The sequence below is a fragment of the Pseudoalteromonas sp. CO109Y genome (assembly GCF_004208935.1).
Lineage (GTDB): Bacteria > Pseudomonadota > Gammaproteobacteria > Enterobacterales > Alteromonadaceae > Pseudoalteromonas > Pseudoalteromonas shioyasakiensis.
The window spans coordinates 348,240-371,156 of the sequence record NZ_SGPD01000011.1 but is presented as its reverse complement, the minus strand read 5'-3'; the positions used below and the strand labels follow the sequence as shown (position 1 = coordinate 371,156).

Here is a 22,917-nt window from a genome sequence, read left to right as displayed (position 1 = left end):
TACTCCACAGTCCAATTGTTAAGTAGGTATACATAAAAAGTAGTCCATCAGCATGAAAGACGTCACTATGCATATTCATTTAGCGTTTAGTTTATACCCAAAAAAGAGAAAGGTACACCCTGTAGTTTACTTTTTTATTGGGCGTAAAAAAAACGCAAAGCATTTTTGCTTTTCGTTGATAGACAGGTTAAATCGCTTCTTACTTTTGAGCCAGTAATAAGGCTAACTCTTCAAGGTTTTTAACAATGTAGTCTGGTTGCTTTGCCAGTGGGTAAAGCGCTTTACCGGGCCTTGCGATAAACGCTGTTTGCATACCCGCTTCTTTAGCGCCTGTAACATCCCAGCCGTGCGCAGCAACCATCAAGGCTTCGTGAGGCGCTACATTTAATTGTTCAAGCAACCACTTGTAAGCGCGCAGATCGGGTTTATACACTTTAATATCTTCAACACTGTAACGGTGAGTAAAGTAATCTGTTAAACCAGCATGTTGGAACTGCGCTTTTACACCGTTATTTGACGAATTTGTAAAGCTGACTAGTTTATAGTCTTTCTTTAATTTCGCTAAAGCTGGTTTAACATCGCTATGGGCAGGTAAAGATAAAAGCGGTGGCACAATCGCTTGCTTTGCTTGCTCTTTAGTTAAGGAAATTTGATTATTACTTGCCACCATCATCAGTGCAGCAACGCCGATGTCAGCAAAGTCATGATAATCATTAGACACCGTACTCACTAAGGAATGATGCAGCATGGTCGAAAACCAAAGCGGTAATAGCTGGGTATTGCCATCAAGCGCTTTAGCGACTGAGCTTTGCATTTGTTCAAGATCAAGCAAGGTTTCGTTGACATCAAACACAATTACTTTTGGTTTTGCTTGGTGTTGAGACTCTGCCATTGTGCCTCCCGAGTAAGTTATGGTTACTAATAAAACTAGACTAAAAAATGCTTTTTTAAACATGATTTAGTGCCTTAACAGCGTTAAGAACATCTAAAGGCTCTGCTCTTAATGTGTAATCTTCATGAGCAAATGCAAATTGAATCACCCCTTGGCTATCAATAACATAGGTTGCTGGTAGTGGTAATTCGTAGCTTTCGTCACCATTGGCTTTTGGAATATCTAAACCAAGTTGATCGTAAACAGGGATCAAGCGTTCATCTAAGGTGAATACCAAGCCACACTTTTTAGCCAAAGAGTTAGACACATCAGAAAGCACCGTATAAGCCAGCTCGTTTTGCTGTTGAGTAGACAGTGATTCATCAGGTAACTGCGGCGAAACAGCAACTAACTGTGCATTTTGATCAGCAAATGCTTGTTGCATATTGTTAAGTGCACGTAGCTCTAAATTACAATACGGGCACCAGCCACCACGGTAAAAACTCAGCACAAGCGGGCCTTTCGCTAGCAACTCAGCCGAGCTGATTTGTTTGCCCTTGCTGTCGGGTAATTCAAATGCTGGAAACTTATCACCAACTTTTAAAGCATGTTTACTTAATTGTTCTGCAATCAGTTTTTCAGTCGTGACATCCATCAAATTTAAGATATCAGCTGGGACATTGGCTTTCTTTTGCACTTCAAATGCGTCGATTTGGGTTTTTAAAGACATACATACTCCAATCATTTTTACAATTTGTAGCAAGTATAGAGTTTTAAATTTTTATATATACAATACAAAACTGAAACCTAAATTCGAAAATATTGAATCAAAGCCATGTACAGTTTATGTGATTTAGAAACCTTTATTGCCATAGTTGAAAACCAAGGTGTAGTTGCTGCCGCTAAAGCTCAGGGCCTCTCACCTGCAACGGTAAGTCATCGCTTAAGTAAGTTAGAAAAAGCATTAAGTACTGTATTGTTGTTTCGTGACAGTCGGCGAATACGCTTATCGCCTGCAGGGGAGTTGTTTTATCAACGAGCTGGTGCCATTTTAGAAGCTTTATATGATGCTGAGCATCAAATTGGCGCAAGGGGTTCAGCAGTGTCAGGGCTTTTACGAGTCACTATGCCGCCTTGGGTCTTTTCGAAATTTGTGATGCCTGATCTTGGCCACTTTGAACAGCAATTTCCCGACTTAAAACTCGATTTTATGATTACAGATCAATTTGTGAATATTGTGGATGATGCCCAAGATGTGGCTATTCGGGTAGGTCAGTTGGCAGATTCAAACCTGCTTTCTCGTAAGCTTGTTAGTAACTCTCGTATTTTGTGCGCAGCACCGAGTTATATTGAAAAATATGGCCAACCTAAATCGGTGGCTGATCTTAAAGACCATTACTGGGTGTGTTTGCCATGGCAGCGACAGCTTAAATTTAACGAAGGCGGGCAAATAGTTAATTATAATGCGAGAACGCGTTTTACTGTATCTAACTCAGATAACATGACACAGGCGGCGATTGCAGGCCATGGCATAGCGATTAAATCTTATATTGCAATTAAAGATGACTTAGCCGAAGGGCGGTTAATCGAAATACTCCCTAATAGCCTCGTAGATGCTGACGCGCCAGTGTGGTTTTTAAAACCACAAAACAGCCTAGTGACGCGCAAAACAGAGGTTTTTTATGAGTTTATGAAATCTATGTTTACCTAAGGTACAAAAACTTAACAAATGGCTTGTAATTAAACTGAAATCTCGTACCCTAAAGCAATAAAAATATAATAAAGGTGAGTTAAGGATGACAGATCAAACTGGGGTTATCACCGCTTTTACCGAGATATCGAGCAAGCTTAGGCGCTTTGTATCACGTATCGTCAGCCCTGATGATGTAGAAGATATTGTGCAAGAGACGTTTATAAAAAGTTATGAAGCTGATCTTAAGCAAAATATCGAATATACTCACAGTTACATGCTGAAAACGGCTAAGCATTTGGCGCTAAATCATATTGCTAAATGGGACAATAAATACAAAGAATCGTTAGATGAACAACAGCAGGTTGAGCATCACATGCGTTCAATGGCACTTGAAGATGAAGTGACTTCTAAAGAACGTTTTTTGTTTTTTTGCCGAGTGACTAACGAATTAAGCCCTCAGGTTAAAAAATGTTTTATCTTAAAAAAAGTCTATGGCTTAAGCCAAAAGGAAATTGCAGCTAAAATGAGTCTTAGCGAAAGTACTGTTGAAAAACATATAGCCAAAGGCTTATTACATGTTCACCGAGCAATGAAATCACACGACGTACAACCACAGGCATTTACCCCAACCACAGAGTTCACTGCAAAAGAGGTGAACAAATGAGTAATGTTCATCCATTTTCATCAAAAGACATGATTCAAGAGCAGGCGAGTCAATGGATCAGTGCAATTGATCGTGGCCTATCTAAAGATGAAGTAAGCCAATTACATTTGTGGGCTCACCAAAGTGCGGCTCATCAAGAGGCATTATTTGAACTTGCGACCTTATGGGATGAAATGAGTGTACTTAACGAGTTAAGTAGCTTATTTCCTTATAAAGCACCGCAAAAACAACCTGCAGTGTTTGGTATGGCAACCGCTGCCAGCTTTTTAGTAGCGATGCTGCTTGGTTCTATCATGCTTATTTATTCAAGCTATTGGCAAAGTGAAGAAAACGATTACGCCAAATTTAGCAAAATTTACCGCACCAAAGTGGGTGAGCAAGCTGAATTTGTGCTACCAGACAGCACTATTGTTCAGCTTAATACCAATACTAAACTCGAAGTTGCCTACTCAGGCGATCGCCGGCAGTTGATTTTGAGCCGCGGTGAAGGGCGCTTCAATGTTGCCAAAGATCCGAGCCGTCCGTTTACGGTTATTGCTGGTGATAAATCATTTACTGCACTTGGTACAGTGTTTAATGTTCAGCGAAATACCGCTTCAGACTTAGAGCTAGTGGTGACTGAGGGCAAGGTGATGATTGCTGATCCGAGTACTCTGGTTGATGCTAGCGACTTTAATCGTTTAAAAGATGCCTCAGATAACAGTGCAGATATTAAAGCGCTTCGCGCTAATGTTGTTGTATCTGGTGAGAAAGCACTAATAAAACAAAGTAAAACAGAGCCAATTAAACAGTTATCGGTTGATGACGTACAACGTGATTTAGCATGGCAACAAGAAATGCTGATTTTTAATGGCGAGTCTTTAGGCGAAGCTCTACAAGAAGTAAGCCGTTATACTGCCACACGTTTTGAATTAAATGATCCAGAGCTTGCCTCATTAAAAGTGGCTGGTGTGTTTAAAACTGGCGACATTAAAGGTTTGCTTGATTCTTTACAGGCCAACTTAGGTGTAGAACATCAACGTTTAGGTGAACATCGTGTTAGCTTAACTATCGCTGCAAAAGGTTAGTTCTGTCTATGAGAATACGCCAATGTAATGATGTTAATTGTGCGCCACCTTCTCGTCACAAAAAATTAATTAAAAAAAAGTTAAATTTACATAGCGGATTTTTCTTCCTCACTTGTTTGTTTAAATTGCGCAGTAAGCAATTGCCGTTGTTACCTGCCTCTTTTGTTATTTATGGCCTCACAGCAGGCCAAGTAGCAATAGCGGCTGAAAAACAGATGCTGCAATTTGACATCAAAGCGCAACGAGCTGATTTGGCGTTAATCGAATTTGCAAAGCAAACCGAACAAACAGTCATTTTTTCTTTCGAATTAGCAAAGCAATATCAAGCGCAATCTGTGTTTGGCTTTTACACCAAACTTGAAGCACTGAATGCGATGCTAGAAGGCACTGAGCTCGATGCGGTTGTTGATCAACAAGGCTTGCTGAGTATAAAACTCAAACAAGTAGATAGGATAGATAATAACATGATCAAAGTATCAGGGGTCAGCGCTGCAGTCGTGCCATTACTGCTTGCCGCCAATACGCAAGCGTTAGCAGAAGATCAATCAGCAGAACAAAACATCGAAAAAATTGCCGTTGTCGGTAGCCGTGTAGCAGGACGCTCGGTTGAAGATTTACCGGTTCCGGTTGATATTTTAAGTGCCGAAGCACTCGAGAATACAGGTCAAACAGAAGTAGGCCGTATGCTTCAGGCTATTGCACCGTCTTTTAACTTTTCAAGCTCGTCTATCAGTGATGGTACTGATGCACTTCGCCCTGCAACCTTACGTGGTTTAGGGCCAGATCAAACCTTAGTTCTTATCAATGGTAAACGCCGCCACCAAGCGAGCCTTATTCACATTAATACTTCAGTAGGTCGTGGTACGGCGGGTACCGACATGAATGCTATTCCTGCTGCTGCAATCAAACGTATTGAAGTATTACGTGATGGTGCTGCTGCGCAATATGGTTCAGATGCCATTGCAGGTGTTATTAATATCGTATTAAAAGACGCTGAAGAGGGCGGTAAAGCAGCGATTAATTACGGTGAGTATTCAGAAGGCGATGGTGAAACTGTAACTGTTGATTTCAACAAAGGTTTTGCTTTAGGTGATGAAGGTTATTTAAATACCACAATCAACTACCGTGACCGTGCGCCGACAAACCGTGCAGGTCTTCATGGCTCATGTCAATTTTACGGCTGTACTGAACTTGATGACGGTACGCTATTAGCAGGCGACCCTCGTGAGTTAACAGCACCTCGTGATACGTTTAGGATTGGTGATGCAGATTCACAGCAATTTGCTCTAACCGTTAACACAGGCTATGAGCTTGCTGGTGGTGAGCTATATGGCTTTATCACTTATTCAAATCGTGAAAACGAATCAGCTGCGTTTTTCCGTCATAACGCAAATGCTAATGGTAACCCTGTATTACAAGATGGTGATGCAACCATTCCTATGGGTTTCTTACCAAAAATTAATACTGTAATTGATGACGTGTCTTATAACTTTGGTTATAAAAAATCATTCGATAATGGCTCAAGCATTGATTTATCGTACACCTACGGTGAAAACAGCATTGATTACACCACAAGTGACACTATCAATGGCTCTTACGCTAACTACCTTCGCTATGACCAAGGTTTAACGGCTGATGAAATTCGTGCCACTATTCCGCGTTCAGCATATGCATATGGCCTTGAATTATCACTGCAAACTCTAAACCTTGATTACACTAAAGATTACGATAACTTCTCATTAGCACTAGGTGCAGAGCTTCGTACCGATGAGTTCCGTATTCTTGAAGGTAGCGAATACGCATACCGTGATTACGATACAGTTGATGGTGTGAGCATCTATTCTGGCTTGAATGGCGGGGTTGGTAGTGTTGACGCTGCAAGCGGCACGCAAGGTTTTGGTGGTTCAGATCCGGCATCATCAGTTGATGAGTCGCGCGATGTGATCTCATTCTATATGGATGCAGAAACCTATGTTATCGATGATGTAATTATTTCAGGTGCGGTACGTTACGATAACTACAAAGGCTTTGGTGATACAGTTAACTTTAAGTTAGCGGGTAACTGGTCTGTCACTGAAGATGTGTCTTTACGTGGTGCATTAAGCACAGGTTTTAGAGCACCTTCTATGCAACAACTTTACTTTAATAACGTAAGTACACAGTTTGTTGTAGGCGATGACGGCAGCTTAGTGGCTGAGCAAGTAGGTACGTTTAGAAACGACAGTACCTTAGCGCAATCAATTGGTATTCCTAAGCTAAAAGAAGAGAAATCACAAAACCGTAGTTTAGGTATTGTGTATAACGTAACCGACAATATCAATTTAACCATTGATTACTACTCGATTGATATCGACGACCGTATCGTTATTTCTAACCGTTTAGGTAAAGGTTTATCAGATACGCTAGATGCTGCACTTGAAAGCTCAGGCGCAGGTGCGGGTCAGTTCTTCTTAAATGGTGCAGACACAGAAACAGAAGGTGTTGATTTAGTTGCCACATGGAACACTGAAGGTCTTGGCGGTACGCTAGATTTCACCTTTGCTGCTAACTTCACTAAAACAGATGTAGTTGATTTATTTACGCCATCAGGTAGTGGCCTTGAGACTATTCCGGTAGAAGATGTGTTTTCTGCCCAAGAAACATCAATTATTGAAGAATGGCAACCAGAAGACCGCATTAACTTAAGTGCGCTTTACCGTTTAGAAGATTGGACTGTAAACCTATCTCTAAACCGTTACGGCGAATACACAGTTGAAGATGGTGGTCGTCAAACATACGGTGCTGAAATCTTAACTGATGTTAAAGTTAACTACTTCTTTAACGAAAACCTGTCATTTAACATTGGTGCAAATAACTTATTTGATGTTTACCCAGATAAGAACACCATTGGTAATTCACGCTCGGGTACGATTGTTGATGCTAGCGGCAACACAATTGTTTCAAGCCCTGGTGTATTCACTTACTCACGTCGTTCAGCACCATTTGGTTTTAACGGTGCGTACTACTACGTAGGTGCAGAGTACAAGTTCTAAACTCCCTTTAGATTCCTTTATTATTTAACTTGCAAAGGGCCGTTAGGCCCTTTTTTAGTGCAGTCATAAAAACTTCACTTTTTTTATCAACATAAATCCCTAATAATACCTGGACTAGACCAGATTTAGGCGATATTAAAAATGAATGAATACTTACTGTTAACTCCTGGCCCATTAACAACATCGGATACTGTAAAACAAGCGATGTTAAAGGATTGGTGTACATGGGATGACGATTATAACTTAGGTGTTGTACAGGCTATTCGTAGCAAACTTGTAACTTTAGCCACTAAAAGCAATGACTATACGTGCACATTAATGCAGGGCAGTGGCACTGCGAGTGTAGAAAGTGCTTTAGGTAGTTTAGTCGCAAATGAGCATAAGTTATTGATAATAAACAATGGCGCGTATGGTAAACGGATGGCAGAAATTGCCCAGTATTTAGGCATTGACCATTGTGTTTTAAATTACACTGAAACTCAGCTACCAAACTGCGACGACATTGAAAAAACACTCTTGAGCGATGAAAAAATTAGTCATGTTGCAATGGTGCACTGCGAAACGACGACTGGCATGCTAAACCCAGCAAAGCAAGTTGGCGAACTATTATCACGCCATAACAAAGTGTATATTTTAGACGCTATGAGCAGCTTTGGTGGCGTACCGTTTGACTTAGCAGATTGGCACATTGATGTAATGATAAGCTCATCTAATAAGTGTATTCAAGGTGTTCCAGGTTTTGGTTTTGTTATTTGCAAACGTGACTTAATTGAAGACTCTCAGGGTGTTGCACGTTCGTTGTCACTTGATTTACATGCACAGTGGCAGTGTATGGAGAACAACCAAGGTAAATGGCGTTTCACATCTCCTACACATGTTGTACGCGCATTTCATCAAGCTCTTATTGAATTAGAACAAGAGGGTGGTATTGCAGCACGTCATAAGCGTTATAAAAACAATCAGCAACTCTTAGTGACTGCGATGAGAGATTTAGGTTTTGAAACACTCTTAGATGAGAGCTTACATTCACCGATTATCACCTCATTTTATTCCCCAACAGCAAATGGGTATGACTTTAAAGAGTTTTATTTGTTGCTTAAAAACCAAGGGTTTGTGATTTACCCAGGTAAGGTGTCAGATGCTGATTGCTTTAGAATTGGCAATATTGGTCATGTGTTCGAAAACGATATTACACGTTTAATTAAAGCAATATCAAACAGCAGATATTGGTTATAAAGAATGTTCACCCGTGTAAAGGCTTTGTTTAACAAAGCCTTTTTTCATTTATTGCCTTAGTGACCTTCGACAGTCATTTCAATGGCATTATGCAACCAATACTCAATATTGTAATCCACTAAACTTCCTAGTTCATCAAAGCGTTTACGAATAACTTTTAAACAGGGAGTACCACTATTTTTTTGCAATACCTGTGCTACATCGTCAGGAAGGACAGTCACACTAATTGCGCACTGCTCATTGACTACATTTGTTGCGTATTGATTTGCCATTATTTGTGTTATCGAGCCATTTAGGTTGTGCTCAGCAAGGCCATCAAAACGCGCAGCATCACAAAAAATATCTTCAAACATCACTAAGCGCTCATCAAGGCTGCGGGCACGTTGCAAATGGTGCAAAGTTGATGCAGAAAATTCTGCTTTTAAATCATGATTGCTAATTTCTTGATGGCTAATCACTTGGGTATCAGCAACAAAGCCTTGTTGTTTTGCCAGTTCATAAAAGTTTACTTTAGTGGCAGGGTTCCACTTAAGTTTTGTTGGCGTTACAAACCAACCACGGCGCGTTTGGCTATAGATCAATCCTTCAGCTTCTAAACGAAGTAGTGCCTCACGGACTGTAATACGGGTCGAGTTAAATTGTTCTTGTAACAAACGCTCAGAAGGGAGCTTGTCACCCGTGTTCAGAGTCCCTTCGCTTAGTAATTGATGTATGTAATTTCTGATTTGTTGATATAAAAGCATACCGTGCCTTTTTGCTAAATACAGCTTTAGCTTAACTGATAATAAAAGGATTTATAACGTTTGATTATGAAATTAAATAGTTATCTAAGTAATCTAGCCAAAAAGAAAGTGGTTCAATATGCATATTTGGATCTTTTGCACAGTCGTCAAGTTCTCTTAATTGTAAAATTTCTTCAAAATATGGCTGGGCTGCAAATTGATTAGCTTGTTGTAACGACAAAGGGCCACCTTGTTGTTGCAAGGTGAGTGTACTGGCAGGCGAAAGTGTTTGCTCATAACCAGCATTCTTTGCGACTAAATAGCGTTTAGCTTGAACATGTTGAGAAACCATGGCAACGACAGCAGCATTAAAGTTATTTTCTTTTAAAAAAATTGCGCCAAGCTCGCAGTGATTCACATATCCTTGCTTGGTCATCGTGAGATTTTGCTGCTGTGCGATTAAATGCCCAATATCATGTAAAAATGCAGCAACGACAGTATCAGCGCTTAATTTTTGCTGCAATGCAAGCCCAGCGCACTGGGCTGCATGAGAATACTGAGTACAAATTTCGTCATAGTGTTGGTAACCAAACTGCTCAAATAAATAACGGATCTGTGTAATTGTTGGTTGGTGTGTAATGGTCATCTTAAAAAAGCTCTACGATTTCATATCAACTTTTCCTGCGCTGCCTATGAAGCTGGCAAGATACGTATCTATTTGATTTACATGCGTGTTATTGTCTTCTGCTCGTTCTTTACGACGAATTGCATTACGAATTAGGTAAGCGCCGACAGTTCGAAAGGGCTCAACTACAAAGTTGTCTAATGCTTGATTTACAAGGCCACAGTGTTGCCAAACAGGTGCATTTTTTAAGATTAAAGCACACAGAATATTAGCCCCTAAAAAAGACTGTACGACGCCATTACCAGAATAACCCCCGGCGTAGATAACGTTTGCTTGATTATTCAAATGTCCAAAAAACGGGAAGCCAGTGACACTTCGGTCAGAAGGGCCTGTCCAAGTTCGATCAATTTCAAAATTATGGTTAGGGAAAAAGTGTGATAAAGAGTTATTTAATAGCGTTTGATAGCGACTCGGTTGCTCAAATTTATCACTCATTCTGTTTGCGAAGCTAAAATAATTTCCGCCTTTGCCTAGCATTAATCGACCATCAGTAGTGGTGCGGTAATAGTTTACAAAAATACGGGAGTCTATTATTGCAGCGCCATGATTGAGACTTAAATGCGCAAGGGTTTCAGGCATCGGTTTAGTAATTGCCATATCGCTTGAAACCAGCACGATATTGCGTTGAAACTGCGGTTTTAGGGTAGGGAGCCACGCATTAACGGCAAATACAAGATGATTAGCACAAATATTACCTTGGTTTGTTTCAACATTTAGAGGGGACTGTCCGCTATGTGCTTTGTATTGGCACTGTTCAATAATTTTAACGCCTAAACTTTCAGCGACCTGTTTTAAACCACGAACTAATTTTGCCGGCTGAATACTACCACCATGAGGTGAATAATGACCGCTAATATTGGCGGCTGACCCTGTATTGATGAGTGTTTGAGTATCACAGTGTTGCCACGCATTAAGATTATTATCCTCAAGCATTTTTATTGCGGGGGTTAACAAGTGCTTTTGTGCTTCATTTGAGGCGGTGTAATAACAGCCATCAATTCGACAATCGCAGTCGATACCGTGCTGACGAACAAACTCTGCAATTTGATGAACCGCTGACTCAGACTCTTTGACTAAAAACAGTGCCTTTTCGAGACCAACTAACTTACTTAAACTGGGCAGCTTAGTTGACCAAGTTAACATTGCACCGCCATTTCTCCCTGATGCACCTTGCCCGCAAAAGCCTTTTTCAATGATGGTAACTTTTAAATTAGCTTGTTGCTGCTTGAGTTTGATAGCAGTCCAAAGACCCGTAAAGCCACCACCTATGATACATACATCGCAATGGTGCTTTGTAGGTAATGAAAGAGGAAGCGCATAGGCTTCCTCTTGCATTGCGTTATCAAACCAAAAAGGTTGAAACTGCATTATGGGCGCTCCCCTCGGCTTAGCTTGGCATCAATCTCCATCAAAACAGTTTCAATATCAGCCAGCGAGTCAACCACGAAATGCGCACCTGCAGAGTACAAGCTTTGGTAAGCTTGACGTGTCAGTTGCTGCTTTTGCTCAGCACTACAAGCTTGCCACTCTTGTTCTGTTAAGCCGATAGCATTACCGCTTAATGCGAGGCCAATTGTCCACATTCCGGCATTCAAACCTTCTTCGATGCCGGGGGCAGAATCATCAATTTTTATACAGTTAGCGACTTTTTTAATGCCTAAAGCATTTACATTTTCAAGAGCCATCCAAGGGCCAGGGCGAGAGCCGGCTTTAAGGTCATCACTTGCTACCCAATGATCCGGTTGATAACCATAGTCTGCAGCGGCACTGACTAACACTTCCATAACTTGGCGAGGATAGCCCGAACAACTGCCTACTTTGATGTTTTGCTGTTTTAAGCGATTGATCACTTCAAGCGCACCAGGAATAGGCATTGCTCTGTCTGCTACTTTTGCCTTTTGTAATGGCATGAAAGTTTGATAGATGTGATCAATATCTGAGTCTGACATTGCTCGGCCAAACTGTGAGTGCCAGCGTGAAGCAACTGACTCCAATTTTCCAAGTGTGGCAATGTGATCCCATTTTCCCATACCCATTGGAATACGCGCTTCTGCAAGTGAAATCTCAAAGTCATGAGCTTGTTTAAATGCTTCAACAAAAATGGTGGTAGGGGCAACTGAGCCATAATCCACGACAGTTCCAGCCCAATCTAAAATGATAGCTTCTATGTTTTTCATAAGATTCTCTTTTAATTGTTTCAGGTAACAACCTGTTTTGAGTGATGAGTTCGAATAGAGGATAAACGTACTGTGAAATAACACAGTGAACATGCAACTAAAGCGGCGGCTACAATGCCAACTAAGTAACAAGCGTTAATAAAGAAGTTAAGCCAACTGAGCTCAGGCATAGCAAACGTTCTGTACAGTAAGATACTGACAGAGCCAAGATAGCCAGCAGAATCAGCAAGATAGATTAAAAAACCTGCATTAGCGACAGAGCCAACGGCTGAAATCATTCGGTCAAATAGAAAACAGTTATACGGGATGTAACTGATATAGAGACCTGAGCCAAGTAAAACCATCCACGCTTTTGCGGATATTATGTTAGCTTCGAAAGCAAAGGTACTCGACAATAACAAAGCGGCACCGAATAAAATAAAGCCGTGATTGACATAAAATGCGGTTTTGTTGTTTTTTACCAAAACCATCGCACCTAATGCGATAAGGACAATAAATGACATTCTTATCCCCGCGTAGGCGAAAATGGCAGGTTCTTCACCATGGCCAAGAGCTTGCCAAATTTCAGCTGCAAAGTTGTCACGGAAATCACGAAAACCAGTAAACAGCATAAAGCTTAAAATGAGGCAGCTAATACCAAACCAATATTGTTTAAAAAATTGCCAACGTGCTTTGCCATCCATAGGTAAGCGTTTTTGTCTTGCTTGTTCGTCCTCTGCTGTTGGTTCTGGAATGAGAGTTAAGCATTTAACACTAAACAATAGCAGCGGGAAAAATAGCGCACCTGTCGCTGCAGGCATCCATAGCTCAGGTACATTTAGTGTATCAATAAGCCATTTGCCTACACTGCGAACAAGGCCTGATGCCAATATAAAAGTGACACTCAAAATTGCGCCTAGAATTTCACTGGTTTTTCTTCCTTCAAGAAAGCTAAAAACAAGTCCCCAAATCATGCCTAGTGAGAGGCCATTAAAAAATAGCCAAATAACATTTAACCCAATCGGAGTGATAGCAAATAACACCAGCGATATTTCTGCAGCGGCAATAAGGCCAATAATTGTTAAACCTCGTTGCTGATGCTGCATCTCTGAAATAACTTTTATGCCAATAAATTTAGCGCATAAATAGCCAAAAACTTGCGCCAAAATCAGTGCAATTTTAAAGCTTACCTGCCAACTCGGATCGTCGAATTCAGTGTAACTATTTGCAGTGAATGGCTTACGAAATGCGTACATAGAAAAGTAAGTGAGAAATGCAGCACTGGCTGCAAATAACACAAAACCGGTTCCTTGGGCACGTTTAAGCCAATTAGGGTGTGAAAACATTAGGTATCCTTTGCGGGGCAATGGCCCCGCATACAACTCAAAGACTGATTAGAACTGATAATTAAAGCCAACCATGCCGCGTACACCGTAGTACTCTACTTGTAGAGGACGGCTTTCATCGCCTAGGTAGTATTTAAGAGGCTCGTTGGTTAAGTTATTCAGTTCGAGGTAGACTAATGCGTTTTCGTTAAGCTGATATGACGTCGTAAAATCAACGCTTGTATTGTCGCCATAATAGCTGTCAAATGGTTTGCTGCTGCCATGCTCTTCAATGTATTCACCTTTGAAGTTAACGGCTAATCGAGCTGCAAAATGTGTGTTATCGTAATACACCGTAAAGTTGTAGAGACTATCTGCTTGGCGAGGAATTGAGACTTTGTCTGCGCGACCAGGAATCGTCATTTCTGAATCCATGAAGGTCGCATTAGCCATGATGCCAAAGTTATCTAGTTCAGGTGTAATAAAACCTAAATCACGATTAAACGCCACCTCGAGGCCTGCAAGCCATGCGCTATCGCCATTTTCAGGGCGAATAATATTTACCCCAGTGTTATTGCCGAACTCTCCTATAGAGCTACTTTGAAAAATAGGATCGGTAATATCTTTATAAAATACCCCCAGAGAAACTAACCCTAAGCGGTCAAAGAAGTATTCAGCCATTAAGTCGACATTATTTGAATAAGTCGGCTCTAAATTTGGGTTACCAGAAGTTAATTCGTTGTCTGCTTCTAAGTAAGTCGCTCCTGGAGTTAATGAGCCAAAGTCAGGACGAGCAAAAGAGCGAGTTAATGCGAGTCGATAATTGGTTTGGCTGTTAGGGTGGTAGGTTAAATGCAATGCAGGTAACACAGACAAGTAGTCATTGTTTGCTTTAACGCTTTCGACTTTATCTTCATCTGCAAGGTAAATATAACCGTCAACTTCGGTGTCTGTTTGAGTTAAACGAAGACCTGTTAGCATTTCCCAATTAGCGTTAATGGTATATGTTGCCATACCATATAAAGATGCATGTTGTTCATTAACATCAAAGTTTCTGCCAAGCGCTCCACCATTTTCGATTAAAGCAGATTCACTCTTATCAAGGACAAACTTGCCTTTATTGTTATTCCAAAAATTTGCTAAGTCATCAGTACTTGCAACTTGCGAAAACTGACTTTGATAATCGTAAGAAAGCTCGCTTAAATAGTCACTTCGGCCCGGTTGGTCCGCTAATGTAAAATCACTCAGAGTAGGGGCTGCGCCATAGTTTTCAGTATCCCATGCATAAAATTCATCGCTGAACCTAGCAACGCGTTCTTTATCGCGATATTTTGCACCTACTTTAACAATAAGGTCGCTATTGAGCTGCCACTCAAAGTCTAAAGCGGCAACAATTTTATCTTTTTCATTCACCTTAATTTTATATAGTTCGACCCACGATAAGCCCATTTGGCTTGGATCAAACGAAAAGCCACTTGGTAGATGAGTGCTGATTTGGTCCCATGGATCTGAGCCACCATCAATCGTGTTATAAGCGTAGTTTTTGCCTGTATCTCTGTCTTCAAGGCCTTCGTAACCGACATTTTTTTGGTCAAATCGAACTACAAAATAACTGTTATCTTCGCTGTTAGGCGTGTTGCCATACCTAAATTCGTTTTCATAGCTAGATAAAGACCAATTTAATGTTTTGTCGTAACCAAAGAAATGCTCACCAGCAAACTCAAAGCCAGTCATTTCTGTTATGAGCTCATTTCTTATATGTTGTAGCTCTGCTCTGTTTTTATCAAAACGCATACGATGCTTATAGTGCGTTTCATCGTCGATTAGTGTGCCATACATGGCACTCGCACTAATACTGCCTTGTTCTAGCTGGTATTCAACAGAACCATTTAAACCGTAAGTTTCACGAGTTCCGGTGTAATCTCTTAGCTCTAAACGATAAATTCCTAAACCATCATTTCCTCTACGAGGCTCAAAGTTATCTGTTGCCCAGTCCCGTTGCCAAGCTGTTGCGTTAATTAAAAAACCTAATTTGTCATTTAAGATGCGATCGCCATAAAGTAAGTTGGCAGAGTAGTTATTTCCATCAGCTAGTTCATTTTGACCGAGTGCTAAATTGGCATTAAATACAAAATCATCAGGAGCTTTTTTGGTTATAAAGTTAACGTTACCACCAATAGCATCTCCCTCCATTTCTGGCGTTAATGCTTTTGATACCTCAACAAATTCAATAAGCTCACTCGGGAAAAAGTCAAACGCAGTGGCGCGGCTGGTGGTTTCTTCTTCTGCAGTTGGTAATCGGTTGCCATTGATTGTTGCAGAGCTCCACTGCGCAGGTAAGCCGCGAACAGCAACAAATCGGCCTTCGCCTTGATCGCGTTCTATAGAAACACCAGGGATGCGTTGAACTGCTTCAGCTGCGTTACGGTCTGGCAACTTACCAATGCCATCAGCCGAAATAACATTTTTAATATTTTTAGCATTCTTTTGGCTATTGGCCGCAGCCATTTCACCACGTTGAATTTGACCAACAGCAACGACTTCTTCAATGGTATTAGCTGAATTATCCATCACAATAGGAGACAGTAATTTAACCTCATTGTTGCTTATCTCAACATCAACAATCTGGCTGCGATAACCCATATAAGAAACTTCAAGTTGGTAGCGGCCTGCATCTAATTTAGCAAGCTCAAACTTACCATCATAATCAGTCACCGTTGATTGATTTGTGCCAACGACTTTAACCAAAGCACCTGGCAAGCGATTACTATGATCTGTGATAGAGCCTTGAATTTTTGCATCAGTGGCAAAAGCGCTATGCGCTGATAAAAATGGGTAGCTGCACAAAAAAACAGCTGTGCTGAGTGTACGTCGTTTAATCATCTGTTGAGCCTCTTATTTTTAAATTAATCTGGACTAGACCAGATTTGTTGCAGACAATAATAGAGAGGCTTTTTTACAAAGATGTGACGGTTTTTTATTTTTAATATTAAAAAAGGGTCAAATGACCCTTTGAGATAAGTTATAAAGACGTGCTTATAGAAATTGGCACATCTTGATATTGTTTTATTTTATCAAGCAAGGTTACTAAGGTTTTGTGGCTGCTTTGCTCACTTGCTGTTACTTGCACGTTGGTCATTTCAAACTGTGCGGCAAATAACGCAAGGTTAGCGATTATTTGCTCTGGTGTGATAAGCCGGTTTGCAAAATAAATACTGTCGTTTTCAGTGATAGTAAATTGTGCTTGTTTTTTAGGGTTTTCAAGACTTGGTTTTGCTAAAGGGCGATTTACTTCAATAGCGCGCTCTTTAACAAATGAGGTTGTGACGATAAAAAATATCAGCAAGATAAACACAATATCGAGCATCGGGGTCATATCTACATCAGCGTTTGCAGTGGATTTTTTATGTTGTTTCACCATAATTAGGTCCTTGTTGTTTTTGACCAAGCCACAAAATTTACAATTAAGTGGACTAGCCATAGTCGTGATTAATACCACGGATTATTTTTAAAATGCTGGGCGCCACAGCAGTTTTTCGGATCCTAAATTTAAAGTTAGCAGCTTTTAAAAATACTGTAGTTAAATAAATATTCTAAGTTTATTAAATGTTTGTAGCGTTTTTGTTGGTAAAAATATTTATTAACTTTGATGAAATCATTTTGAAGTTTATCTGGTCATTTTTGTCGGAATTAAGTTTAAAGGATGGATAAATGCTAAAAATTAAGTCTTTAGTTTGTGCTATGTGCCTTGTTTTACCAACAGTAAGTTTTGCTGAGCAACCAGTAAACGGGCAAGATTTTATCAATTTATTTGAAAAGCTTTCAGGTAAGCAGCCCGGTATCAGAAAAGGTCACGCCAAAGGGGTGTGTGCTGTTGGCACATTTACACCTAATCAAGCTGCAAAGCAGTATTCAATTAGCCCTTTATTTAATGCGCCATCAAAAGCAAATATTCGTTTTTCTATGGGCGGGGGTAACCCTCACGCTGATGAAACTTCTCGTGCCCCACGAGGAATGGGGGTGCAGTTTGTGCTAGAAAATGGTGATGTACACAATATTGCAGGGCTAACTACGCCAGTATTTGCAGGCAACAGCCCAGAAGCGTTTTTTGGTTTGCTAAGTACTTTAGTACCTGACGAAAAAACAGGGCAAATTGATTTTGCGAAAGTAAAAGCATACAGAGAGCAAAACCCGAGTACCTTAGGGCAATTTAATTGGCTGCAAAGCCATAACCCGCCAGCATCGTATGTGTCTTCGCGTTATTTTGGTGTGCATACCTTTTACATGGTTGATAAAAAGGGCGTTAAACATGCCTTTAGATGGACCATGGTGCCAGAAGAGCCAGAGCAGGTGCTAACAGAAGAGCAAATGAAAACCTTCCCTAAATCATTTCTGGCTAAGCGACTTGAAGAAGATTTAGCGAAAGGGAAGGTGCATTATCGTTTTCAAGCTGAATTAGCTGAGCCCGGTGATGCATTAACGGACCCTTCAGTACGATGGCCTGCTGATCGCAAAACAATTAATTTAGGAAAGCTCACCATAGAATCGACAGGTCAGTCAGGCTGCGATCTTACTAATTATGACCCTAATCTATTGTCTAAAGGCTTTTTGCCAAGTGATGACAAAGTACTTAAATTACGCTCAACAGCCTATGCGATTTCATTTGCGAAGCGTTTAACGGGGCAATAAGTCTTAAGTGTATCTGTCAGGTTTGATTAAAAGGAATTAATAAACCTGACAGGGGATATGAGTTAGAAGTAGACTGTCGGCTAAACTCGTTTTTGCTCATAAATGAGTTAGAGACGAAGGACGGATCTGTATAAACAAAGGGCCTTGGTAACGCCGTCATAAAGGGCCGACTGTAGCGGAACGTAGAGGAGTATTTTTTGATGGCCTTGTTAGCTTTACAACTGCTGGAAGTCGCCACGTGCTTTTAAAACCCCTTGTTGCTTTAGAAAAAATAGTTCATTCAAATAATTGCCATAAACCGCTGTAGCTCTGTTACCACTAATGTTGTAGTAAGGCTGTGGAAACCACACTTCAACTTCTTCTTTTTCATAACCAGAAATATCAAACTCTACTGGTGAGTAAAAATCAATTTTAACTGGTTTAATTGTTGTGTTCGCATTATTTGAATGAGTGTAATCATAGGCAGCGTATGCACCAGCCCAAACACCTGATTTTGTTTTATATACGGGAGTAAATTGGTATTTTGAATGGTAATACTTTCCATCATGTAATACGACATAAAGAAGAACGTGGTCGTATTCTGAGAATAGGGGAACACCGTAGTGATCAAATACCGTAAATTCTATTTCTGAACCATGATATGAGCCCTTAAAGGGTTTTATGATCTGGTATTTCGCAAGAAATTTACTATCAAATGAACTTTTATTTTCTTTGAGTTTTGGTGTAACAGGAGTCAGGCTAATTTTCTTGCCAACAAAAACAAAGTATTCACTATCTTCGGTCTCAGCTAATAGCTGGCTAGAGAGAAATAATGAAATGAAAAACAATATGAATTTATGCATGATCTATCCTTGTAAAGCTAAACATTATTGGGTCCTGTTGAATAGCTTTTAGGTTACCGCAAACCACAAAAGCTTTCAGGTGCTTTTTTATAAGCTGGAGATGCCTGAATTGAATCTTCTACAGATTCCACGAGTGCTTTTAATAATTTTGGCGTAGGCTCTATGAAATTTGAGCAGTTGCAAGACCAAGATACAGTATGACTGTCACCACCAATTTTTAGATATAAAGTTTTAGTTGGGCAAGGAGCACAAATCTCTATTCTTTCTATATCCTCAGATGAATCTGGTGCCACTTTTTTTCTGTGTTCAATTGAGTTAGGTAATAGGAAAAAGTTTATTTTATCTGCTTCGTGAATAATTCTCTCAATTTGAATTGTAGAAAGCTCTAATTTCTCTGAGTATTTGCCACGATCACCGCACAGTTGCTTTTTGTATTCTTGTCTATAATAGTCGTATGTCTCAAAGACATCTTGATAGTGCAGTTCAAAACTTTCAATTTGAGGACTTGAACTGCACCCAATTAATAAAGATGTGAGCAGCAAATATATGTGCTTCATAGGAAACCTAACGCCCGCTTAACAGGCGCAAAATGCTTGGCTAAAATTAGGAACGAAGTGACGCAAGCCAAGCTTTTTGCGTCCTTTGTTGAAGCGTTTGTTAGGCATACTGTACTCTAGATCAAAGGGTAACTTACAAACTGCCGGAGTAATGATGGACATAGGAATTTACTATATTCATCATTAAGTCTTCCCTTTGGTTGAATTGAAGGATAAATCATTGCGTAGTCTGCAAAATACGCAGCTTGTTTCAATAATTCCTGAGTACAAATTTCTTCCTTGCCTTCATTTTTTAATTTATTAATAAGATCTAATGAATGGCTTTCTACATCTTGAATCCAAATATCAATTCTTTCTTGATCAGGTGGATCGTCAAAACAAAATGCTGCACCTTCAACATGCCAATTATATTCGCTTACAGAATCCCACTTAACCTTACCTTCAACAAACCCCTCAGCAAGCTCAATTCCTTTTCTACTTTCTTCTTGAGTCAGCAATGACCAAATGCTACGGCATGAGGATAGATAAAATTGAAAGAGTGGCATTTCAACACTTAGATAATCCATCCAATTTTCAGAATTTGGATATACCTCAAATTTTTTGGCAACAGAAATATAAGGTTCTTGAGTCCAAATAAATTCGATCATCAATGAAGCATTTTTACATTTAAGCCATTCGTCTTTCGTCATAAGTTTAATTGTATGCCTAACGCCCGCATAACGGGCAAAAACACGTAGGCTACAATACCGAGCGAAGCGCAGGGAGCCTACGTGTTTTTGTCCCCAGCGAGCGCAGCGAGTGGTTAATGCGTTTGTTATACGCAATGCACAATTATTGGGTAATAGCCCAAACTGTAACACCGCCTATAACCGCAATAAGTAAACCCAAAGATACAATGCCTAAAGGTTTTTCATACCATTGCTTTTCTGGCCTCTTGGTAGCTATCAAAGCTTCAATATGTTGCACAGCACCTTGATAGCTTTGGTATCTAAAGTTTCCTGGCAATATTTCACTGAAATGTCTTCTTAGCACAAGTAGAAACTTTTCAAGTTCTTCCTTGTTTGCTGTTGAGATTTCAGGAGATCTTGAATATTCGAGAGCTTCGTCCATTTGAGTTGTTGTTGATTCATACTCGAATTGCTTCACGGTTCCCTCCTTGCGTATAACATGTTTATAGCGAGCTAATCGCGCGTTTTTCTACCACAACGTAGCTCGTTTTTCTTATTAGATTATTTTTAACAAACTTGCTAACTAATTGCCAGTGTTATTAAAATTTAGGAGTTCTCGCTTTTACCTGAGGATAAAAACGAGCGATTGGGTCGTTTTCTTGACTATGCGAGCAATAGACTTTGACGAAATAGAAAAGCAATTGTGAACGGCCGATGTTCGCTCTTTTAAAATTCGCCTAAACACGTCTTGGGACAGTAACGAGTCATGCTTGATGGTCAGTAATTGGCTCTTCGCGGAACTTCGGATGGTGAATTTGCTAGTTGCTGTCTCTCAATTGATGTTTAAACCTAACAATTAAACTCTCAGAATAGATACAAAACGCTTATCTAATTACTAAATAAAAGGGCAACTACTTGTTTGCTACAGTGCGTGAAGAATAAACGCCAGCCAATATTTTTTCATTTTAAATTTTATTGTTAGCTTCGAACTCTACGACGCTAACTTTAACCACGTGATTAGAACAGCGTAATAATGGCCACGAAGCATTATATTGAACTTCAAGAGGCTTAGTTTTCTTAATCTGTAATTCACTGCCAGTCAACCAAGTCAGCTTGAACTCAGCATTCAATTGATAAGAAGCTAAGACTCCTACACCACAAGTGCCGTTAGCAAAATCAAGAAATACTTGAGTAACATCACCACTTACAGAACTTGTTTCAACAATATATGCCTTATGCCCAAGCGAAGAAGTTAAAACCTTAGATTTCTCCATCTTTAGCCCAGAAGGTAAAGTGTTTTTTCCACAACCCGCAAGCGCTGCAATGATGAATAGTGCGAGATACCATCTCATTTAGAAACCTTTTGCCCTGTAAAGGGGGTAATAATGTTTGTCTAAAAATTATGAATAGTAGCGGAACAGAGCCAGGCTTTAGCAGTCACATCACCTGGTGCGTTTGTTAGTTGTACTTACAACCAAAACTGCCACTACTTTTTTGATTTTTGTATTTTATAACTTGTTGGCTCTTTTTCTTTGTGGCTTCGATTATCATCGTATTCGATACCCCGATACTCACCACTATGCCCCGTTATTAGTATTTTCCTTATATCTAGCCACAATATTACTCTTTCAGCTTCTTCAGCAATGTGAGGGTAGAATTCATCAACTTTATCATTAAAACCATCTGGACAAGTTAAACCAAGACCGTAACCCAACCCAAGGTTATCCATGAAACCAAATCCTTCGCAATATAGGTCATAGCATTGCTCGATATATTTATCCACATCGTGCGGCTTAGCAATTATTTTATGGAGGATGTTGCGAATACTCCATTCATAATATTTACCCATAGAAAAATACTTTGAGAGCACTTTTTGGGCTTGATATAAACTGGAAGGCGTTTTGTAGTTTATTGAAATGATTTCGAGATAATCATCAGAGTCTAAGGTTTGTTCGAGTGTAGTTTCCGTGTACACCCAATTCTCGAAGTCAGATAATTCGATTTCTCTGGATACTAATCTATAGAAAGTTAATTCGATAGGATGCAAACAATTCTCTCACAAAGCTAACGCCACACTAAGCGGCAACTAAAACTTGGCTATAATTTGCAAGGAACAAGCGCGAGCCAAATGTTACGCGTCCGGTCAATTTTAAGTGCCTTGCTATGTGTGCTTCAAAACTGAACCAAACCGATATATTAGTATCCATATTTGTCGGGGGTTTGGAAAATCGTTTTTACGATTTTTAAAGCTTCTTCTCTGGCCAGCTCACATTGAATTAGAATGTTCACTGCCTGATGAGTACTTTTAGATTTAATTGCTTCATCGAATGCTTCAAATTTATTGAGTGTAAAAAGCCGCTCATTTACAGTCATTCCCTTCAGCTCGTTCATTACATCACTCCTAAACACAAATACATCGCAATATGGGGCGTATAAAGCTTGGTTAAAATTAGCGACGATGGAGTACAAGCCATGCGTTTTTTGCCCATACTCATTACGGACTGAACCAGGTTTGTTGCATAGCTGATAAGAACTCTTCTGTAACAGGATAACCAGAATCATCGCCAATGACTGAATCTATGTCACAAGTTGGACAAAGAGCTGTATCCCCATCATCTGTCCAATATAGGATATTTTTGTAATCGAATATATCGAGGCAATAGAAACAACCACATTTATTGCTATTTCGCAAAGAATCTCGATGATATAT

General features: G+C 40.0%; 22 protein-coding genes. 6 read left to right on the top strand and 16 right to left on the bottom strand.

Annotated elements, in window-relative coordinates:
• Positions 1 to 199 precede the first annotated feature (199 nt).
• Entirely contained in the window at positions 200 to 892 is a 693-nt protein-coding gene (locus EXT43_RS04540) for a haloacid dehalogenase type II (RefSeq protein WP_130166455.1), read from the bottom strand.
• A 55-nt stretch (positions 893 to 947) separates the two neighbouring features.
• On the bottom strand, positions 948 to 1,601 hold the full coding sequence (locus EXT43_RS04535; protein ID WP_130166454.1) for a peroxiredoxin-like family protein: 654 nt from the start codon (positions 1,599 to 1,601) through the stop codon (positions 948 to 950).
• Positions 1,602 to 1,706: 105 nt separating this feature from the next.
• Between EXT43_RS04535 and EXT43_RS04530 the strand changes: the two genes are divergently transcribed.
• The 5 genes from EXT43_RS04530 (at position 1,707) to phnW (ending at position 8,563) form a co-directional block, all read left to right on the top strand.
• On the top strand, positions 1,707 to 2,582 hold the full coding sequence (locus EXT43_RS04530) for a LysR family transcriptional regulator (protein WP_130166453.1): 876 nt from the start codon (positions 1,707 to 1,709) through the stop codon (positions 2,580 to 2,582).
• A gap of 85 nt (positions 2,583 to 2,667) precedes the next feature.
• A complete protein-coding gene (locus tag EXT43_RS04525; protein WP_055021034.1) occupies positions 2,668 to 3,228 on the top strand; it encodes an RNA polymerase sigma factor in 561 nt (186 codons plus the stop codon).
• Complete coding sequence (locus EXT43_RS04520; RefSeq protein WP_130166452.1) at positions 3,225 to 4,295, top strand: FecR domain-containing protein; 1,071 nt, start codon at positions 3,225 to 3,227, stop codon at positions 4,293 to 4,295. Before EXT43_RS04525 ends, EXT43_RS04520 begins: the two co-directional genes overlap by 4 nt.
• Before the next feature lie 8 nt (positions 4,296 to 4,303).
• A complete protein-coding gene (locus tag EXT43_RS04515; protein WP_130166451.1) occupies positions 4,304 to 7,327 on the top strand; it encodes a TonB-dependent receptor in 3,024 nt (1,007 codons plus the stop codon).
• Positions 7,328 to 7,468: 141 nt separating this feature from the next.
• The gene (phnW, locus tag EXT43_RS04510; RefSeq protein ID WP_063527496.1) at positions 7,469 to 8,563 is read left to right on the top strand and encodes a 2-aminoethylphosphonate--pyruvate transaminase; all 1,095 of its coding nucleotides are present in this window, start codon (positions 7,469 to 7,471) and stop codon (positions 8,561 to 8,563) included.
• A gap of 56 nt (positions 8,564 to 8,619) precedes the next feature.
• Here the strand turns inward: phnW and EXT43_RS04505 are convergent, their stop codons facing one another.
• From EXT43_RS04505 to EXT43_RS04475, 7 genes are all read right to left on the bottom strand, one after another.
• Complete coding sequence (locus EXT43_RS04505; RefSeq protein ID WP_063527497.1) at positions 8,620 to 9,306, bottom strand: UTRA domain-containing protein; 687 nt, start codon at positions 9,304 to 9,306, stop codon at positions 8,620 to 8,622.
• A 64-nt stretch (positions 9,307 to 9,370) separates the two neighbouring features.
• Entirely contained in the window at positions 9,371 to 9,931 is a 561-nt protein-coding gene (locus EXT43_RS04500; RefSeq protein ID WP_062565240.1) for an HD domain-containing protein, read from the bottom strand.
• 12 nt (positions 9,932 to 9,943) lie between these two features.
• Complete coding sequence (locus EXT43_RS04495) at positions 9,944 to 11,338, bottom strand: FAD-dependent oxidoreductase (protein WP_063704860.1); 1,395 nt, start codon at positions 11,336 to 11,338, stop codon at positions 9,944 to 9,946.
• Entirely contained in the window at positions 11,338 to 12,147 is an 810-nt protein-coding gene (gene phnX / locus EXT43_RS04490; RefSeq protein ID WP_063528091.1) for a phosphonoacetaldehyde hydrolase, read from the bottom strand. Before phnX ends, EXT43_RS04495 begins: the two co-directional genes overlap by 1 nt.
• A gap of 20 nt (positions 12,148 to 12,167) precedes the next feature.
• Positions 12,168 to 13,472 (bottom strand): DUF5690 family protein, encoded by a 1,305-nt coding sequence (locus tag EXT43_RS04485; protein WP_130166450.1) that lies wholly within the window; start codon positions 13,470 to 13,472, stop codon positions 12,168 to 12,170.
• A gap of 48 nt (positions 13,473 to 13,520) precedes the next feature.
• A complete protein-coding gene (locus tag EXT43_RS04480; protein WP_130166449.1) occupies positions 13,521 to 16,334 on the bottom strand; it encodes a TonB-dependent receptor in 2,814 nt (937 codons plus the stop codon).
• A 139-nt stretch (positions 16,335 to 16,473) separates the two neighbouring features.
• Positions 16,474 to 16,872, bottom strand: coding sequence for a biopolymer transporter ExbD (locus tag EXT43_RS04475; protein WP_063528094.1), 399 nt, complete (start codon positions 16,870 to 16,872; stop codon positions 16,474 to 16,476).
• 290 nt (positions 16,873 to 17,162) lie between these two features.
• On the opposite strand from EXT43_RS04475, the gene EXT43_RS04470 reads away from it, so the two are divergent.
• Positions 17,163 to 18,140: a catalase family peroxidase gene (locus EXT43_RS04470; protein ID WP_130166448.1), complete on the top strand. Its 978-nt coding sequence runs from the start codon at positions 17,163 to 17,165 to the stop codon at positions 18,138 to 18,140.
• Between the two features lie 215 nt (positions 18,141 to 18,355).
• Here EXT43_RS04470 and EXT43_RS04465 read toward each other — a convergent pair whose 3' ends face one another.
• The 7 genes from EXT43_RS04465 to EXT43_RS04435 all read right to left on the bottom strand — a co-directional run bounded on the left by EXT43_RS04465 (position 18,356) and on the right by EXT43_RS04435 (position 22,598).
• Positions 18,356 to 18,982 (bottom strand): hypothetical protein, encoded by a 627-nt coding sequence (locus EXT43_RS04465; protein WP_130166447.1) that lies wholly within the window; start codon positions 18,980 to 18,982, stop codon positions 18,356 to 18,358.
• Positions 18,983 to 19,035: 53 nt separating this feature from the next.
• Positions 19,036 to 19,539 (bottom strand): hypothetical protein, encoded by a 504-nt coding sequence (locus EXT43_RS04460; RefSeq protein ID WP_130166446.1) that lies wholly within the window; start codon positions 19,537 to 19,539, stop codon positions 19,036 to 19,038.
• 116 nt (positions 19,540 to 19,655) lie between these two features.
• The gene (locus EXT43_RS04455) at positions 19,656 to 20,228 is read right to left on the bottom strand and encodes a hypothetical protein (protein WP_130166445.1); all 573 of its coding nucleotides are present in this window, start codon (positions 20,226 to 20,228) and stop codon (positions 19,656 to 19,658) included.
• Positions 20,229 to 20,370: 142 nt separating this feature from the next.
• Entirely contained in the window at positions 20,371 to 20,685 is a 315-nt protein-coding gene (locus EXT43_RS04450; RefSeq protein WP_130166444.1) for a hypothetical protein, read from the bottom strand.
• A 487-nt stretch (positions 20,686 to 21,172) separates the two neighbouring features.
• Positions 21,173 to 21,559, bottom strand: coding sequence for a hypothetical protein (locus EXT43_RS04445; protein ID WP_130166443.1), 387 nt, complete (start codon positions 21,557 to 21,559; stop codon positions 21,173 to 21,175).
• A 134-nt stretch (positions 21,560 to 21,693) separates the two neighbouring features.
• Complete coding sequence (locus EXT43_RS04440) at positions 21,694 to 22,254, bottom strand: hypothetical protein (protein WP_130166442.1); 561 nt, start codon at positions 22,252 to 22,254, stop codon at positions 21,694 to 21,696.
• Between the two features lie 149 nt (positions 22,255 to 22,403).
• A complete protein-coding gene (locus tag EXT43_RS04435) occupies positions 22,404 to 22,598 on the bottom strand; it encodes a hypothetical protein (protein WP_058584875.1) in 195 nt (64 codons plus the stop codon).
• Positions 22,599 to 22,917 lie beyond the last annotated feature (319 nt).

Coding starts and splice junctions, on each gene's coding strand:
- EXT43_RS04505 (WP_063527497.1), bottom strand. CDS start 9,306: ATGCTTTTATATCAACAAATCAGAAATTACATACATCAATTACTAAGC.
- phnX (WP_063528091.1), bottom strand. CDS start 12,147: ATGAAAAACATAGAAGCTATCATTTTAGATTGGGCTGGAACTGTCGTG.
- EXT43_RS04470 (WP_130166448.1), top strand. CDS start 17,163: ATGCTAAAAATTAAGTCTTTAGTTTGTGCTATGTGCCTTGTTTTACCA.
- EXT43_RS04465 (WP_130166447.1), bottom strand. CDS start 18,982: ATGCATAAATTCATATTGTTTTTCATTTCATTATTTCTCTCTAGCCAG.
- EXT43_RS04525 (WP_055021034.1), top strand. CDS start 2,668: ATGACAGATCAAACTGGGGTTATCACCGCTTTTACCGAGATATCGAGC.
- EXT43_RS04485 (WP_130166450.1), bottom strand. CDS start 13,472: ATGTTTTCACACCCTAATTGGCTTAAACGTGCCCAAGGAACCGGTTTT.
- EXT43_RS04475 (WP_063528094.1), bottom strand. CDS start 16,872: ATGGTGAAACAACATAAAAAATCCACTGCAAACGCTGATGTAGATATG.
- EXT43_RS04535 (WP_130166454.1), bottom strand. CDS start 1,601: ATGTCTTTAAAAACCCAAATCGACGCATTTGAAGTGCAAAAGAAAGCC.
- EXT43_RS04500 (WP_062565240.1), bottom strand. CDS start 9,931: ATGACCATTACACACCAACCAACAATTACACAGATCCGTTATTTATTT.
- EXT43_RS04495 (WP_063704860.1), bottom strand. CDS start 11,338: ATGCAGTTTCAACCTTTTTGGTTTGATAACGCAATGCAAGAGGAAGCC.
- EXT43_RS04455 (WP_130166445.1), bottom strand. CDS start 20,228: ATGACGAAAGACGAATGGCTTAAATGTAAAAATGCTTCATTGATGATC.
- EXT43_RS04515 (WP_130166451.1), top strand. CDS start 4,304: ATGAGAATACGCCAATGTAATGATGTTAATTGTGCGCCACCTTCTCGT.
- EXT43_RS04460 (WP_130166446.1), bottom strand. CDS start 19,539: ATGAAGCACATATATTTGCTGCTCACATCTTTATTAATTGGGTGCAGT.
- EXT43_RS04530 (WP_130166453.1), top strand. CDS start 1,707: ATGTACAGTTTATGTGATTTAGAAACCTTTATTGCCATAGTTGAAAAC.
- EXT43_RS04480 (WP_130166449.1), bottom strand. CDS start 16,334: ATGATTAAACGACGTACACTCAGCACAGCTGTTTTTTTGTGCAGCTAC.
- EXT43_RS04445 (WP_130166443.1), bottom strand. CDS start 21,559: ATGAGATGGTATCTCGCACTATTCATCATTGCAGCGCTTGCGGGTTGT.
- EXT43_RS04435 (WP_058584875.1), bottom strand. CDS start 22,598: ATGAACGAGCTGAAGGGAATGACTGTAAATGAGCGGCTTTTTACACTC.
- EXT43_RS04520 (WP_130166452.1), top strand. CDS start 3,225: ATGAGTAATGTTCATCCATTTTCATCAAAAGACATGATTCAAGAGCAG.
- phnW (WP_063527496.1), top strand. CDS start 7,469: ATGAATGAATACTTACTGTTAACTCCTGGCCCATTAACAACATCGGAT.
- EXT43_RS04540 (WP_130166455.1), bottom strand. CDS start 892: ATGGCAGAGTCTCAACACCAAGCAAAACCAAAAGTAATTGTGTTTGAT.